The sequence below is a fragment of the Fretibacter rubidus genome (genome assembly GCF_041429785.1).
GTDB classification, from domain to species: Bacteria; Pseudomonadota; Alphaproteobacteria; order Caulobacterales; family Maricaulaceae; genus Fretibacter; species Fretibacter rubidus.
This window is the reverse complement of the sequence record NZ_CP163423.1, coordinates 693,051-707,537: the sequence shown is the minus strand read 5'-3', so window position 1 is coordinate 707,537 and position 14,487 is coordinate 693,051. Positions and strand designations below refer to the sequence as shown.

Annotated in this window: 16 protein-coding genes and 1 tRNA gene; 11 read left to right on the top strand and 6 right to left on the bottom strand. The window is 51.9% G+C overall.

What is annotated here, in order from left to right:
• Positions 1–196: 196 nt before the first annotated feature.
• From AB6B37_RS03455 to AB6B37_RS03445, 3 genes are all read left to right on the top strand, one after another.
• A complete protein-coding gene (locus AB6B37_RS03455) occupies positions 197–733 on the top strand; it encodes a hypothetical protein (RefSeq protein ID WP_371397512.1) in 537 nt (178 codons plus the stop codon).
• Between the two features lie 107 nt (positions 734–840).
• A complete protein-coding gene (locus AB6B37_RS03450) occupies positions 841–1,791 on the top strand; it encodes a hypothetical protein (protein WP_371397511.1) in 951 nt (316 codons plus the stop codon).
• A 2-nt stretch (positions 1,792–1,793) separates the two neighbouring features.
• The gene (locus AB6B37_RS03445) at positions 1,794–2,693 is read left to right on the top strand and encodes an MBL fold metallo-hydrolase (RefSeq protein WP_371397510.1); all 900 of its coding nucleotides are present in this window, start codon (positions 1,794–1,796) and stop codon (positions 2,691–2,693) included.
• A 17-nt stretch (positions 2,694–2,710) separates the two neighbouring features.
• On the opposite strand, the gene AB6B37_RS03440 is transcribed toward AB6B37_RS03445, so the two are convergent.
• The 3 genes from AB6B37_RS03440 to pdxH are packed head-to-tail and all read right to left on the bottom strand — an operon-like array spanning position 2,711 to position 4,679.
• Entirely contained in the window at positions 2,711–3,538 is an 828-nt protein-coding gene (locus tag AB6B37_RS03440) for a DUF1499 domain-containing protein (RefSeq protein ID WP_371397509.1), read from the bottom strand.
• Positions 3,539–3,559: 21 nt separating this feature from the next.
• Positions 3,560–4,000: a hypothetical protein gene (locus AB6B37_RS03435; RefSeq protein WP_371397508.1), complete on the bottom strand. Its 441-nt coding sequence runs from the start codon at positions 3,998–4,000 to the stop codon at positions 3,560–3,562.
• 10 nt (positions 4,001–4,010) lie between these two features.
• The gene (gene pdxH / locus AB6B37_RS03430; protein WP_371397507.1) at positions 4,011–4,679 is read right to left on the bottom strand and encodes a pyridoxamine 5'-phosphate oxidase; all 669 of its coding nucleotides are present in this window, start codon (positions 4,677–4,679) and stop codon (positions 4,011–4,013) included.
• A 166-nt stretch (positions 4,680–4,845) separates the two neighbouring features.
• Between pdxH and AB6B37_RS03425 the strand changes: the two genes are divergently transcribed.
• Positions 4,846–5,061: a hypothetical protein gene (locus AB6B37_RS03425; RefSeq protein WP_371397506.1), complete on the top strand. Its 216-nt coding sequence runs from the start codon at positions 4,846–4,848 to the stop codon at positions 5,059–5,061.
• Between the two features lie 106 nt (positions 5,062–5,167).
• Positions 5,168–6,238, top strand: a complete 1,071-nt coding sequence (gene aroC / locus AB6B37_RS03420) for a chorismate synthase (RefSeq protein WP_371397505.1) — start codon at positions 5,168–5,170, stop codon at positions 6,236–6,238.
• A 101-nt stretch (positions 6,239–6,339) separates the two neighbouring features.
• Here the strand turns inward: aroC and AB6B37_RS03415 are convergent, their stop codons facing one another.
• The gene (locus AB6B37_RS03415) at positions 6,340–6,780 is read right to left on the bottom strand and encodes a PA2169 family four-helix-bundle protein (RefSeq protein WP_371397504.1); all 441 of its coding nucleotides are present in this window, start codon (positions 6,778–6,780) and stop codon (positions 6,340–6,342) included.
• Positions 6,781–6,955: 175 nt separating this feature from the next.
• Here AB6B37_RS03415 and AB6B37_RS03410 point away from each other — a divergent pair, with 175 nt between their 5' ends.
• Positions 6,956–8,350 carry an NAD(P)/FAD-dependent oxidoreductase gene (locus tag AB6B37_RS03410; protein ID WP_371397503.1) on the top strand — a complete coding sequence of 465 codons (1,395 nt, stop codon included), beginning with the start codon at positions 6,956–6,958 and terminating at the stop codon, positions 8,348–8,350.
• A 281-nt stretch (positions 8,351–8,631) separates the two neighbouring features.
• On the opposite strand, the gene AB6B37_RS03405 is transcribed toward AB6B37_RS03410, so the two are convergent.
• Positions 8,632–8,718: transfer RNA gene (locus AB6B37_RS03405), tRNA-Leu, on the bottom strand.
• A gap of 180 nt (positions 8,719–8,898) precedes the next feature.
• Between AB6B37_RS03405 and AB6B37_RS03400 the strand changes: the two genes are divergently transcribed.
• The 4 genes from AB6B37_RS03400 (at position 8,899) to AB6B37_RS03385 (ending at position 12,878) form a co-directional block, all read left to right on the top strand.
• Positions 8,899–9,966: an alpha/beta hydrolase gene (locus AB6B37_RS03400; RefSeq protein WP_371397502.1), complete on the top strand. Its 1,068-nt coding sequence runs from the start codon at positions 8,899–8,901 to the stop codon at positions 9,964–9,966.
• A 122-nt stretch (positions 9,967–10,088) separates the two neighbouring features.
• On the top strand, positions 10,089–10,790 hold the full coding sequence (locus AB6B37_RS03395) for a glycine zipper 2TM domain-containing protein (protein WP_371397501.1): 702 nt from the start codon (positions 10,089–10,091) through the stop codon (positions 10,788–10,790).
• A 180-nt stretch (positions 10,791–10,970) separates the two neighbouring features.
• Positions 10,971–12,107, top strand: a complete 1,137-nt coding sequence (locus AB6B37_RS03390) for a glycine zipper 2TM domain-containing protein (RefSeq protein WP_371397500.1) — start codon at positions 10,971–10,973, stop codon at positions 12,105–12,107.
• Positions 12,108–12,293: 186 nt separating this feature from the next.
• Positions 12,294–12,878 (top strand): glycine zipper 2TM domain-containing protein, encoded by a 585-nt coding sequence (locus AB6B37_RS03385; protein WP_371397499.1) that lies wholly within the window; start codon positions 12,294–12,296, stop codon positions 12,876–12,878.
• A gap of 40 nt (positions 12,879–12,918) precedes the next feature.
• Here AB6B37_RS03385 and AB6B37_RS03380 read toward each other — a convergent pair whose 3' ends face one another.
• Entirely contained in the window at positions 12,919–13,641 is a 723-nt protein-coding gene (locus tag AB6B37_RS03380) for a TlyA family RNA methyltransferase (protein WP_371397498.1), read from the bottom strand.
• 61 nt (positions 13,642–13,702) lie between these two features.
• Between AB6B37_RS03380 and AB6B37_RS03375 the strand changes: the two genes are divergently transcribed.
• Positions 13,703–14,485, top strand: a complete 783-nt coding sequence (locus tag AB6B37_RS03375) for a hypothetical protein (protein WP_371397497.1) — start codon at positions 13,703–13,705, stop codon at positions 14,483–14,485.
• Positions 14,486–14,487 lie beyond the last annotated feature (2 nt).

The window sequence follows — 14,487 nt, the reverse complement described above, 5'->3', positions numbered from 1 at the left end:
AGGCGCATTTGGGGCGCATAGAATCTCAAACTCACTAGCGGCTTGCGTCTTCAAACTCAAGACGGTTTTGTGGATAAAACGTAATGCTCCAACATTTTTATCAACATGTTGCAAAAATACACAGATTGCGGCTTTTCTGTGCCCTCTTTATCTCTGACGCGATTTCAGGCACAAATAGGATGAAAGTGAGACGCCTATGTCAAAATTTATGCCCCTATACGTCTGTGCTGCCTTAGTCGGCCTGATGAGTGTGCCTCATGCGGCTGCGCAGACAGCTAGCAGCCCGCTGGCAAAAATCTATTCATGCAAATCTGAAACTGACCCCATGGCTAGGCTCGCCTGTTATGATTCGGCTGTGGGGGTGCTAGAGCAAAAAGAGGCCAATCAGGAGATTGTCGCCATTGATGCTGTGGCTGCCAAAGAGATACGGCGCGAGGCGTTCGGCTTTTCATTGCCATCACTGCCCAAGCTTGGCCTGCCGAAATTTGGCGGGGACGGCGAGAAAGACGACATCGTCGAGCTGAAAGTCCGCTCTGTGTCTAAAGGGCGCGACGGCATTGTTATCACGATGGAAAATGGCCAAATTTGGCGCGGCGTTAATGGCCGGCTGAACTATATCCCCAAAGGTGACTTAACAGCCCGCATCAACGCCGCATCTATGGGCAGTTACCGGCTAAGCTTGTCTAATGGCAAAGAGCGCGTTCGAGGCTTGGGTGTGCGTAGAATAGAGTAATATACGCCCAAGCAAACACAACGCCGTCACGCAATCGTCATATGCCAAGCGAGCAAAACACTATATTAGGACGTCGCGAATAGCCGTAAAACAGGTCTGGTTTAATAATGAGCGCATGGTGGAATGATTTTAACTGGTCTTGGCGGGGTATTACCGTCAAGGAAACAGGGGCCAATATTCGCTTTAACAGCAATATGGCGCGCGATGTTATGCGCGGCCTGCCCGTTGTAATCGCAGAAAAGCTGCGCGGTAAAAGCACGCCAGACTTCACCATCGCCGCTCTGCCCCACGCGCCACGTCCGTGGTATCTACTTTGGGCCGCTATTAAAGCGGGCGGCGGACGACTGACCCCCGATTTAGACGACGCTGACGCCGTTGTTTATTTTGACGATAGCACTTATAGCGACCCGCCTGTCTTGCTGGACCAAACAAAGCCTACTCTGAACTTTGGCTGCACAGATATCTCAAAATCCCACGTCGCGACTATATTTGAGCGCATATTTGGCTATGCGCTCACTGTTGACCCCCTCACCCATAAAGGGCCAATGGTGCAAAAGGGCGAAGCCAACGGTGTGCACGACGGGCAAATTGTGCGAGGCCCGATAGAAACCCCACTCGCTGGGGCTGTTTACCAGAGGGTTGTGGATAATTCTGATGGTGATGACGTCGCAGATTTGCGGTGCCCAACCGTGGGCGGCACCATTCCACTGGTTTATATCAAACGCCGCCCTTACGCGCGCCGCTTTGATAATATGAACGCGACTGTGACCCTTTCAACGCCTGATGCGCATTTTGACGCGGATGAACGCTTGAAAATAAGCCAATTTTGCGCAGCCATGGGTTTAGATTGGGGCGGTCTTGATATATTACGCGATAACGAGTCGGGAAAAATCTTTATTGTCGACGTGAATAAGACCGATATGGGGCCTCCTTTGGCATTACCGCTGGCACATAAACTTCGCTCGACCCGCCTAATGGGCGCGGCACTGGCTGATTTTATCAAAGGCAAAACACATAGCGCCGAGATGGCAGCCCCAATAGTGAAAGAACAGACTTAAACGTGGCTATTCCTTTTGTCAGAGACTTTGATTTTGAATACGGCACATGCGTGCAGATATCGCCCAATGTGCAGCGCGTTATCGCGGATAATCCCGGGCCCTTTACCTACACAGGAACAGGCGTTTACATCATTGGCGGTAAAAACGTCGCTGTCATAGACCCCGGTCCGACGACAGAGGCCCATATGGCCGCAATTGATAAAGCCTTAGAGGGCCGCACAGTGACCCATGTCCTTGTGACCCATCACCACATCGATCATTCCCCGCTGGCTAAGCCCTTGGCCACTCAGCATGGCTGCCGTGTTTACGGTTACGGCCTACAAGCGCGCACGCCTGTCGGCGGTGAAATCCGGCTAGAAGCGGGTGATGACCTGACCTTTCAACCCGACGAGGAACTGCGCTGCGGCGATATTATCAAAGGCGACGGCTGGACGGTCGAGGCCATTCATACACCCGGTCACACATCTAATCATCTGTGTTATGCACTGCATGAAGAAAACATCTTATTTTCAGGGGACCACATTATGGGATGGTCCACCAGTGTCGTCAGCCCGCCTGATGGTCATATGGGTGATTATCTGGATAGTCTGAACCGCATTCTTGACCGTGATTTTACGCGTATCTGGCCTACACACGGCCCAGCAATTGAAGAGCCAGAGGTTTTCGTGCGCGAATATATAAATCACCGCCATAAACGCGAAGAGCAAATCTTGGCCGCGATTAGTGCTGGCCTGCACAGTATCTCGGACATGGTCGCGCAGATTTACAAAGACGTGGATAAACGCCTGCATCCTGCCGCCGCCCATAGTGTGCTGGCACATTTAATCCATATGACGGAAACAGGCCGTGTTAAAACCGACGGCGGCGCAGGCCTAAAAGCGCATTACACGCTAGCGGCGTAACTTTATTAAGACTTCGCCTACTCGCTCATTTTTTTCAAAAACGCTTCAACGCGGGCGGCATTAGCGCCCAAATCAGACCCACCAACGCGCGACACAGAACGCACATCAATCAATGACCCACCGCCCTCTGACGGCTTAATGCGCACAGTGACGTCGTCTTTAAATCCATACCAGAATGTTGTTGCCGTCGCGTCAATCTGGCCTTTTGCAGGGTCGGAATAGGCAATGTCCCACCCCATAGACTTAACGCGGGCTAAGGCCTCACCAAACGCCACATCAGGGCTATCAGACACCACTAATGGACGTATCGTAGGATAGGCTTTGGCTTGCAGCACAGAGACAAGTTCTTTGCTTTTGCGATCATCTCCCGCTGGTGCAGTTTTGCCGATATAATCCAGCGTATTGACGCCTTTGACTTTGGCGCGTTGCTGAATGATAATTTCAGAAAACGTTGGCGGGTTTTGCGTATCCGTCGTGACGTCGTGAATGAACGGTAAGCTGTCGGCAGTATTTTTGACAGAGGCCCCCTTAACGATAAAGCCCAAGGCCATTGCCACGGCCAAGGCCGCAATCCACCATCCTTTGCGGGGTTTAACAAACAGGTATAACACCACTGAAATCACGCCCAAGCCAAGTGTCGCAATGATCAACTTCATGCCCAAGCCACGACTTAATCCCAGCCCCGTCATCCATGACCAAAGGCCGAATTTTGACCCTAGCGCCGCAACCATGAAAAAGACTGGCAGAAAGACGGCCATAACAAGCGTGATCCGGTGAACCCAATCGCGGGCCTTTTTGACCTTAGGGCTACTTTCTTTTTTTGGCACTTCGATGACAGTTGTCATAATAATCTCTTTTCAAGACAGTTAGCTTTGACCCATAATATAGACCACAAGGAAGGCGATGGCCACAAGCACAAAAACACGCTTGCCGTCCAGCAAGACCCGCGTGCGTCCGCGACTAAACCCACGCGCGCGCGTTCGATTTTTATCCTGCACAACAGCCTTTTCGCCAAAGCGTAATTTGCGCGGTGCAACCGCAGCGCGGGACGTTTTGCGTGTCACCGTTGTCGTCGTATTAGCAACACGGCTGGCATTTATCTTAAAATTTGACCCTGCGCTTTTAGATGAATTTGTCTGGCGGGCAAAAACAGACTGCGAATTTTCAGGATCATAAGCTTCTCGCCAGTCTTTCGTCTGTGTCGGGCGCCGCTTTCGCGCTGCGGTTTGGGTTTTCTTTTTCTTATTTGATTCCGACACAACGGAAAAAATAATGAAAGCAACAACCGCGAAGAAGATAAATTCCATTACATATCGCCTATGGGCTTAAGCGCTCTGATTGCCACCGCGCCCCAATACGGGCTCGGTGGAAACGGCGGCGGTCATGCAGGCGAAACGCACCGTCCTCCCAAAACTCTATAGATAGCGGTTTCACACGCCAACCGTTCCAATGCGGGGGTCGCACAATAGACCGCCCATCAAAGCGCGTTTCCACAGCTTCGATTTGATCCAGCAGAACTTCGCGGGAACTAATAACACTTGATTGATCTGACGCCCACGCCCCGATTTGGGAACCGCGCGCACGAGACGCAAAATAATCATCTGATTCTTTCTTAGACACTTGTGCCACGGGGCCGCGTACACGTACTTGGCGTTTTTTGGTTTTCCAGTGAAAACAGAGGGCAGCCTTCTTGCCCGTCTTTAGCTGCTCGCCTTTGTCAGAATTATCATTGGTGAAAAAAACAAAGCCCTTTGCATCGACGCCTTTTAGAAGCAAAATACGGGCATCGGGCAGGCCGTATGGATCCACAGTCGCAACAGTCATAGCGTTGGGGTCATTTGGCTCTGTCTCACCGGCCTCTGACAACCATTGCTCAAACAAATCAATGGGATCATCACTCATGAACATCGGATGGTCGACATAGTCGCGTTTGCGCGCTGCGTAGTCGCTGTCAGTCGGCGTCGGGGGAATAACGGATGGGGGCATATGACCTCTTTTATGACTATTTTTATCGTAAGTGAAAAATTAACTATATTTTTCAGCACCTTATTAACCTTTATAGACCCTTAATAGCGTCAAGTTAAGCGCTAAGTTACAGCCGCATAAAGAAGAAAGAATTGGGGGCGCAACCCAACTGATTTAGGATTGTTTCATGACACGACAAGATGCTTTAATGACTTTGGGATTGTCAATGAGTGCGCGCGAGGCCGAAGTCCGCGCGGCATGGCGCAAAAAAGCCAAGTTTTTCCACCCCGATAGCCCCTATGGGGATGTGCGCGCGTTTTTAGCGGCTAAGACAGCTTTCGAGACCCTTATCCCACCAGCACCGCAAGCCTACCGCGTGCCAGCGCGCTCTCGCGCAGTTTAGGCTCGCGCAGTTTAGGTTCACGCAGTCTAGCCCGTCAAAACCAACCCTTTTAGCCTAGTCATAAGCGCCCTACCCCGCTAAACACGGGCTAATTAAGGACGCCACTATGAGCCATAACAGCTTTGGACATTTATTTCGCTTCACCACATGGGGCGAAAGCCACGGCCCAGCGATTGGCTGTGTCGTCGATGGTTGCCCCCCTAATATTGACATAAATGAAGCTTTCATTCAGCGCTTTCTTGATGAGCGTAAACCCGGCACATCGCGCTTCGTGACCCAGCGCAAAGAGCCAGACGCAGTTAAAATCCTATCTGGCGTGTTTGAAGGCAAGACCACAGGCACTCCCATCAGCCTCATGATTGAAAACACCGACCAGCGGTCCAAAGACTATTCAGAGATTAAAACGCGTTACCGTCCCGGCCATGCCGATTTCACCTATGACGCCAAATACGGCATCCGCGATTACCGCGGCGGCGGACGCAGCTCGGCCCGCGAAACGGCAAGCCGTGTGGCCGCGGCGGCTGTGGCGCGCAAAGTGCTAGGCGACAGCATAAAAATCACAGGCGGCGTAGTACAAATCGGCACGGAGACAATTGACCGCGCGCGCGCCGATTGGAGCACGGTGCGCGACAATCCGTTCTGGTGCCCTGACCCTGTGGCGGCGAAAGCGTGGGAAGAATATTTAGACTCCATTCGCAAAGACGGTAGCTCTGTCGGGGCGATCCTGGAAGTGCGCGCGTCTGGCGTTCCTGCTGGTTGGGGGGCACCTGTTTACGGCAAACTCGACGCTGATTTGGCGTCTGCCATGATGAGCATCAACGCCGCCAAAGCGGTTGAGATTGGCGACGGCATGGCAACAGGCGGCTATACGGGGCCGCAGAACGCAGACGCCATTCGCATGAAAAACGGCGCGCCAGAGTTCCAGTCCAATCACGCCGGCGGCATTCTCGGCGGGATTAGCAATGGTGATGACATTGTCGTGCGGCTCGCGATTAAACCGACATCCTCCATGCTCACCCCTGTCCCATCCATTGATGCGGACGGTCATGAAATTGATGTGCGCACCAAAGGCCGCCACGACCCCTGCGTTGGTATCCGCGGCGTGCCCGTCGCGGAAGCCATGATGGCACTGGTCTTAGCGGACCACAAATTACGCCACCGTGGTCAAGTGGGATAGTCAATCCCCGCAGAAAACGGCTTCACCTATAAAAAACCGACCAACCCAAATGAATGGGTGGTCGGCTACTGTCATAGTGTTAAGCGACTATGAGTTTATCTTTATGCGGCGTCTTCCAGACGGTCTGCAAAGCGCTCGCCTTCTTTGGCGGCGGTGTAGACCTGCATAAGCTTTTGACGCACTTGCGGTGTGATATCTTTATCATCCATCGCATCTTTCACCTCATCGGCTAGCATTTCTTCGGCGTCATCAATTGCCGATAGGGCAGCTTTCTTATCATCACGGAATAGAGCGCTGAACTTTGTAAAGCCTTCATGGATTCGGCCTGTCATTGTGCCGTCTGTTTCGGGCTCTTGACCCATCATACGTACGGTTGACTGGAAGTCTGATACGAAGTTTGAACGGGCATTGGCGCGGCGTGATAACTCTGTTTTCAGCGCGTGATCATCTTCAATGATTTCTGCACCCTTGCTGTACCCATACTGCGTATCAATCAGCTTTTTGGTGATTTTATTTAGAACTTTAATGTTGTCATTGGACATAAAATTTCTCCTGTGGTTATGGCCCGCTGGTTAAAATCCGAAGGGATAGTCCGCGTTGGCTTGTCTATGTTTAATTAATGGATGCGCGCGCCAATCGTTCCAAGAAAACCAACATTAATCAGCCTTGCCATCTGCATTGCGTTGACAGACAATGCGCGGTGGGGAGACCACAAGAATGAAACATACGGCTGATTATTTGATTGTTGGGTCTGGGGCCGTCGGCATGGCTTTTGCCGATGTTCTTTTAACTGAAACAGATGCAACGATGATCATCGTTGACCGCTTTGCCAAACCCGGCGGGCATTGGAATGTCGCCTATCCTTTTGTGACGCTGCACCAACCGTCTGCCTATTACGGGGTCAGCTCAAGGGAATTAGGCACAGGGCGTTTGGAAACTGACGGGCTAAATAAGGGGCTATCAGAGCTTGCCACTGGGGCGGAGATCAGCGCCTATTTTGATGCGGTGATGCGCGAACAATTTATCCCTAGCGGACGCGTGCAATATTTCCCGATGTGTGATTATCAAGGCGACGGTCATTTTATCAACACAGTCAGTGGCCAGACCCATCACGCCACAGTAACAAAAATGGTCGATGCGACCCATTTGAAAACAACTGTGCCGTCGACCCATACACCGAATTTTGATGTGGCCCCTGATGTGCGGTTTATGCCGCTCAATGACTTACCGACTATAGACACACCGCCAGACGGATTTGTTGTCATTGGGACAGGCAAGACAGGCATTGATGCCGTATTATGGCTACTGCAAAATGATGTGTCGCCCGATGATATTCGCTGGATTATGCCGCGCGATGCTTGGCTGCTTGACCGCGCCAACACCCAACCTGACCCGTCATTTTTCCACCAAACGATGGAAGCCCAAGCCGCACAGATGGAGTCCATCGCGCAAGCTGAAAGTGTCCCTGACATGTTTGACCGCTTAGAAGCCTGCGGATATTTTGTGCGTATTGATACCGATGTACGGCCCCAAATGTTTCACGGGGCCACCATTTCTCAAGCCGAACTGGCAGCCCTGCGCCGCGTAAAGCATAACATCATTCGCTTGGGTCGGGTAAGCTCCATTACAGAGCGCGTAATCACGTTGGAGCACGGCACCATAGCGACCACAGCCAACACTGTGCATGTCGATTGCTCCGCGCGCGCAATCAGCAATATGGAAATCAAACCTATTTTTGACGGCCATGTTATCACGCCGCAAATGGTGCGCTCTTATCAGCCCGTCTTCTCGGCCGCCTTTATTGCCCATATTGAGGCCACCTATGACGATGAAACTGAAAAGAACCGCCTCTGCGGTGTTGTGCCCCTGCCCAATCACGACACTGACTATCTGCGCTTTACCGCCGCCTTTATGATGAACCAATATAATTGGGGCCAGGACAAAGCCCTGCGCAAGTGGTTGCGGGGCAACCGCCTGGACGGCTTTTCCGATATGGTCGCCTCCATTGCGCCAGAAGACACAGATAAAATTGCGGTCATGACACGCATTAAAGACAACAGCTTCCCCGCTATGGGCAAGCTACAAGCCTTTCTGGCGGCATTAGGGGGTTAGGGCTGGATGGGGACAGGAGCGTGAGGTCTCGGTCAGCTCGCTATTACTCACCGCACCATTTTTATTTTTGATGCCCCGCACATGTCCTTGCACAAAGCGCTCGGCACTAATCCGATTTGGTTTCCGGAAAAAATTTTAAAGCAAAAAGCGCCATAGCTAAACTGATAAAATAAGGCGTTTTTTATGTGTTTCGGAGACATCGTGTCGGTTCGCTTATGCTCACCGCACCATTTTTGTTTTTGATGCCCCGCACCAAAAATTTTCGCGAAGCGAAACCAAAATGGTGCCCAGAAGAGGACTCGAACCTCCACGTCCATACGGACACTAGCACCTGAAGCTAGCGCGTCTACCAATTCCGCCATCTGGGCACGGCTTGGTGGGGCGATTTAGGGGTATGGTGGCGAAGCGTCAACTGATATCAGACCGTGCCCTATCAAAATATCGCTCGCAATTCCCCTTCGCCCGTGACAGCGGCGTGACACTATGCGATAGGAATATGCAACAATGTGCATATCACCTTGTCATGTATGATTTGAATGGAGCGTATTATGGTGTTTGGATTACGCGGCGAAAACTTAGCGCGCTATGACGCCCCGCACACGGTAACCTTTGACGCCCCCAATTCAGGCGGCTGGCCAGATGTTGTGCAGTTTTTACAAGATAATTTCGTCGCCCCAGCCAAGCAAGGCGGAGAAGCCGCGAGCCTACGGGCCAAGCGGGAGCGGTTTGAATCTATTGCAAGCCAACGCAGCTTTGACTGCACCCGCACACCCGCAACCCTCACCGCGAGCGACAGTTACGAACTTAGCGGTGAATGGACGACGATAGACGGCACGGACCCAGCGCGGCGGATATTATACGTCCACGGCGGTGCCTATGCCGTGGGGAGCGCCAAAAGCCACCGCGCCATTACCTATAATCTGGCCAAGCGCACGGGCTGTGCTGTCTTTGCAATTAATTACCGCCTCATTCCTGAAAACAAACGATTATCGGGTGTGCAGGATTGTAAAGACGCTTACCTTTGGACGCTCGCCAATGGGCCAGACGGGGAAGCGGCGGCTAAAACCATTGCCGTTATGGGCGACAGCGCAGGTGGGAACTTATCCCTCGTCGTGTCACGCTGGGCGAGTGCCGATAGCGCTATTCGCACACCAGACGCGATTGTTGGCCTATCGGCCCATACTGATGCCACCGCACAAAGCCCGTCACTGAAGGCCAATCTGGCAACTGATATTATGTTGCAGCCTATGCTGGCGCCCATCCTGAAAATACCTGTCACACTTTACCGTTTGGCGATTTGGAAAATGGCAGGCGTGAAACCTGCCCATCCTGACTTGTCCCCGATTATGGGCGACCTTGCGGGCCTACCGCCGACACTGCTGCAAGTCAGCGCGTCCGAAATGCTATTTGATGATAATCTGCGTTACGCGACCAAAGCGCGTGAATACGGCAGTGACGTGTCCGTGCAAAGCTGGCGCGACATGTGTCATGTCTGGCATATTTTTGATGATAAACTATCAGAGTCCCATCACGCTTTTGACGAAATTGCAGCGTTCCTGACGACCCATGGGGTGAGCGCAAAGACGCCGAAGGCTCGTGTAAAAGCCAAAGGGTAAATAAGCCCACACCGTTTATGAACTGAAAATTAATTCACGGCTCAGAGAGCGTTCAGTCCTGATTTGCTACATCTTACTTAACGAAGCGGCATTCCCCGTTTTGATAGTAACAGGAGCAGACCATGACGAAACAAACGTCTAAAACACACACTCACACATTTGCTGCGCTGACTGTCTCGGCCGTAGCTGGACTGGCCGCAATGGCCGTCCCTATGACCGCACAAGCGCAAAGCTATCACGCTGGTGAATCATATAACGCCTGTAAATCTGCCGATAAAGATAACCAAGTCATTGGCGGCCTTATTGGTGCCGTTGTCGGCGGTGTCGTCGGTAGCCAGGTCTCTGGCAATGGGGCCCGCACAGAAGGCTCTGTCCTTGGCGCGGCGCTCGGTGCGGCCGCAGGCGCGGGCATTGGTGATGACAAACGCAATTGTCGCCGCGAAACTGGCGTGGTGCGTCCCCGCACGGTGACTTATGACCGGGGTTATGTCCCTGCGCCGACCTACCGTACAGGTGAATATACAACAGGATCGGTTGTCACCGTTCGTCACCCACATGGCACGCGTGGTCACAACACACGGACTTATGACCGTGGCTATTATGGAGGCCATGACCGGATTTACGATCGTGGATATGACCGCCGCGACAACCGTCTTGACCGCATCGATTTTCGTATTAGCGAAACACGCCGCGAGTTAGACCGGTTACGCCGTGACGCCCGTTATAACGGCAGCCGTTACACAGACCGCCGTATCGAGCAGGTCGGGCGTGAGCTTCGTGACCTTAAGAACCGTCGCAAGCAAATCAAAAAAGGCTACCGCTAGACTGTTGGCCTCGCGACAGCCCCTCTATCGAGGGCGCATCCAACCCCTGCCCCGGCTCTCATTTCGTGAGGGCCGGGTTTTTATATAAGGCCAACACAATTGGCCCAAGATTTGCATCTTGCCCTGACGATATTCAATATGGGGCACACAACTGCCCTTTTGCAAACGCCCTGGGAGGCTATGATGAAACTAATAACGCTTTTAATCAGCACAGCAGCACTGACAGCTCTGCCAGCAACAGCCAATGCTCAACTCTTTGGCGGATTTGATAATAACACCTTGCTTGGCGGCTCAATTGGCGCCGGACTTGGTGGTGCCATTGGCTCTAACTTGGCGGGCGCAGGTGTACGCGACGAGGGTACAGCCATTGGCGCGGTGCTTGGCGGTCTTGCAGGTGCGGCTTACGGTAATTCACGCAGCCGTTATGCGGGCAATCCCTATGCGGGCCGCTTTAATCCAGGCTTTAGCGGTAATAATCTACTGGGCACTGGTATTGGCGCAGGCCTTGGCGGCGCGATTGGTTCTAACCTTGCGGGGTCTGGCAATCGCCAAGAAGGCACAGCCATTGGCGCTGTGTTGGGCGGTTTGGCTGGCTACGGCATAGCCAACGCGCGCAGCAACCAAAGTAACATGCGGCCCGGATATCAGACCTTCGGCGGTCAAAATTTGGGTGGGCAAGGCTATAACGGTGGCTATGCCCCTGCCGCATACGGCCCACAATTTGGCGCACCGCAATTTGCACCACAGTTTGCACCACAGTTTTCTGGCCCGCAATTTGTGCCGTCAGGACAATTTATAACGAGCCAAGTCATCCCAAATGTGAGCTATCAGGCGCCCGTGATGCGCGCACCGCAAATACAGCCGCAGCAAGTACACTTCACGCAAAATATCAATGTTGCCGCGCCCAATGTGCGCTTGGCAGGCCCGCCGCTACAACGCCCTGATATTCATCGCGGCCTTACACGGGTCGAGCATATGCCTGTCGCCCGCGCGCAGCGCATTGTAATGCCCGCGCCAGTTCAGACATCAACGCGCTATACCATCAGCGAGCCTTACACGCTTACCGCACCCACGATGCAGCGGCTGCAATCTGCGCCGCAGTTCCAAACAGCGCCTAGCCGCGCTGCGCTTTTGGGTCATAACGCCCACACATCAGCTGGCCACCACAGCGGTAACACCGTGCACATTACCGACCCGTCTACAGGATCAGGGTTTTATACAGGACAGTATCCTGGCAAGACCTATTGTTATGCCGATAGCCCGAAACGCTACACGGCCCAAGGCGCAGAAATTGTACCAAATTGCGGTCATCACTAACACCCGCATGAGCTGATTATAACACCCCGCGCAGAGGCCTCTGTTGCGGGGTTTTTCATGACTCATGTTTAGGTAGCCAATTATCACTGTGATGTTATTTTGCATGGCAACGGTTTTTCTGCCATAATAGCGCAAGTGCCAAGGGACGGGCGCTGCAAATTCGCAACCCTATCCTTGGAGGATGACATGAAATTCAAAATCGCTTTCATCAGTGCCGCAGCAATCACCATGGCCGCTGTACCCGTCACGGCCAGCGCTCATGACACGGGCTACCAACATCGCCACAGCAATAGTAATGGCGACCAGCAGCTGGTCGGCGGCGTAATAGGCGCTATCGCAGGCGGCGTTCTGGGCAGTCAAGTCGCAGGCAATGGCGCGCGCACCGAAGGCTCCGTCCTTGGAGCCGTAATCGGCGGTGTCGCCGGCGCAGCGATTGCAGGCGACGGCAATAATAATCGCGGCTATAACCGGGGTTATTACAATCAAAACACAGGCTATTACGGCGGCGGTTACAGCCAACCCGTTTACGCTCGACCTGTTTATAGTCAGCCCGTTTATGGCCAACCTGTGTACCGCCAACCCGTATATAGCCAACCCGTTTATCAGGGCAGCTATTATGCGCCGACCTATTACAGCCAACCGCTTTATTCAGGCGGATATTACAGCCAACCCCGCGTTAGCATTAATATCAATAGCGGTTTTAGAAACCGCAGCTACAGAGGCGGTAACAACCGTGGATATCGCCGCGGTCACCACCGCCGCCGTCACTAGTCACAAAATGAATAGAGAGCCCGCTGTAATGGCGGGTTTTTTATTGCTTCACTGCGTGAAGTAAATATTCGTGATTGCCTGAGCCGCCTTTGATGGGGCTGTCCGTGGTGGCGGATACGTGCCAGCCTTGGGATTGTATCCAGGCGGAAATGTCAGAAAGCGCCATAAGGGCATCAGTTTCGGATTTCACAATCCCGCCTTTGCCGATACCCGCTTTGCCGACTTCAAATTGGGGTTTGACCAGAGCCATTAATTGCGCGCCAGTGGCTGGAATGGCGAGCGCCGCACCCAGCACTTTGGTCAGGGATATGAAGCTGGCGTCACACACAATCATGGTTGGACGAGCAGCAAACATATCAGCGGTAAGCCCGCGCGCGTCCGTACCCTCCAGAGAGGTGACATCATCGCGGCCCTGCAAACGGCGGTGCAACTGGCCATGTCCCACATCGACGGCATAAACATGACGCGCCCCATTTTGGATAAGCACATCGGTAAAGCCGCCCGTGCTCGCCCCGACATCAAGGCAGACCTTTCCTCGCACATCGACGTTGAATTCGCGTAGGGCATGGGCCAGTTTCAACCCACCGCGCGAGACATAAGGGTGCAGTGATTTGGCCGTGACCTCTGCGCCGTCTGATACTTTAAATCCCGCCTTAGTGATGCGTTCTCCTGCAACTTTCACGTAACCCAATTTAATTGCTTCTTGGGCGCGGTTACGACTTTCAAAAAGCCCGCGCTTGACGAGATATTGATCAAGCCGCATATCTATACCTTCTTAAGTTGTAAAAACTTAGTAATAATTATGTAACACAGAAGATAGCCACATGACCAAATTAATTAAGACAGTTAAGCAAGCCGAAAAGAACACAAAACTGCTATACGGTGCAATTGAAGAAGAAGACAATCAAAAGAAAGCGAAAAGTCTAATTGCAAATGGTCGAAACTTTTTTGCATATAGATTGGGCAATGAATGGATATTCGCTCCAAGTAGATTTGTTGGCTATAAAAAAAACACAATTATTAGTCATACTAATGCAGTTTCGTCAGGCAAAAGAGATGGAAAATTAACAGACAAACGGCTATCTAAAATTGCACATGTTGTTGAACCAATATCGATTTTATATTCAGGAATGGAAACTTCGTTCGGGATTTTTTGTGATAAAAACAGTATTAAGCCTAGTCTTCATCCTAGGAGAAGAAAATTTTGGGTATCTACAGACGATATAGAAGTTGTGCCAGTCGATGAAGACGCGTCATGGGAAAACCACAGCACTAAACTCGCTAAAACCATTATTCGTACTATTAAAACATCCGGCAAAAAAAAGAGCGTAACATCAAAGTTAAAGAAGACAAATTTGTCCGAAAAAGAGCTGATTGAAATCATAAACCAAAAGCTTGTTGAACAAAATTATCTATGCAAATTAACAGGATTAAAAATGCTTAAATCCGGTAATACTGACTTTTATCCATCCGCAGACAGAATAGATAGCAATGAGGGGTACTTCACCAATAACATCCAATTGGTTTGTAGGTTTGCGAATATGTGGAAGGGTGCCCAAGATAATAGCGATTTTTTGAAGTTAATAAACAGAATAAAAATCAGCTGAGC

Bases quoted from the DNA above. Each gene is read 5' to 3' on its own strand.
- AB6B37_RS03455 (WP_371397512.1), top strand. From the start codon at position 197: ATGTCAAAATTTATGCCCCTATACGTCTGTGCTGCCTTAGTCGGCCTG.
- AB6B37_RS03450 (WP_371397511.1), top strand. From the start codon at position 841: ATGAGCGCATGGTGGAATGATTTTAACTGGTCTTGGCGGGGTATTACC.
- AB6B37_RS03440 (WP_371397509.1), bottom strand. From the start codon at position 3,538: ATGACAACTGTCATCGAAGTGCCAAAAAAAGAAAGTAGCCCTAAGGTC.
- AB6B37_RS03435 (WP_371397508.1), bottom strand. From the start codon at position 4,000: ATGGAATTTATCTTCTTCGCGGTTGTTGCTTTCATTATTTTTTCCGTT.
- pdxH (WP_371397507.1), bottom strand. From the start codon at position 4,679: ATGCCCCCATCCGTTATTCCCCCGACGCCGACTGACAGCGACTACGCA.
- AB6B37_RS03425 (WP_371397506.1), top strand. From the start codon at position 4,846: ATGACACGACAAGATGCTTTAATGACTTTGGGATTGTCAATGAGTGCG.
- aroC (WP_371397505.1), top strand. From the start codon at position 5,168: ATGAGCCATAACAGCTTTGGACATTTATTTCGCTTCACCACATGGGGC.
- AB6B37_RS03415 (WP_371397504.1), bottom strand. From the start codon at position 6,780: ATGTCCAATGACAACATTAAAGTTCTAAATAAAATCACCAAAAAGCTG.
- AB6B37_RS03410 (WP_371397503.1), top strand. From the start codon at position 6,956: ATGAAACATACGGCTGATTATTTGATTGTTGGGTCTGGGGCCGTCGGC.
- AB6B37_RS03400 (WP_371397502.1), top strand. From the start codon at position 8,899: ATGGTGTTTGGATTACGCGGCGAAAACTTAGCGCGCTATGACGCCCCG.
- AB6B37_RS03395 (WP_371397501.1), top strand. From the start codon at position 10,089: ATGACGAAACAAACGTCTAAAACACACACTCACACATTTGCTGCGCTG.
- AB6B37_RS03390 (WP_371397500.1), top strand. From the start codon at position 10,971: ATGATGAAACTAATAACGCTTTTAATCAGCACAGCAGCACTGACAGCT.
- AB6B37_RS03385 (WP_371397499.1), top strand. From the start codon at position 12,294: ATGAAATTCAAAATCGCTTTCATCAGTGCCGCAGCAATCACCATGGCC.
- AB6B37_RS03380 (WP_371397498.1), bottom strand. From the start codon at position 13,641: ATGCGGCTTGATCAATATCTCGTCAAGCGCGGGCTTTTTGAAAGTCGT.
- AB6B37_RS03375 (WP_371397497.1), top strand. From the start codon at position 13,703: ATGACCAAATTAATTAAGACAGTTAAGCAAGCCGAAAAGAACACAAAA.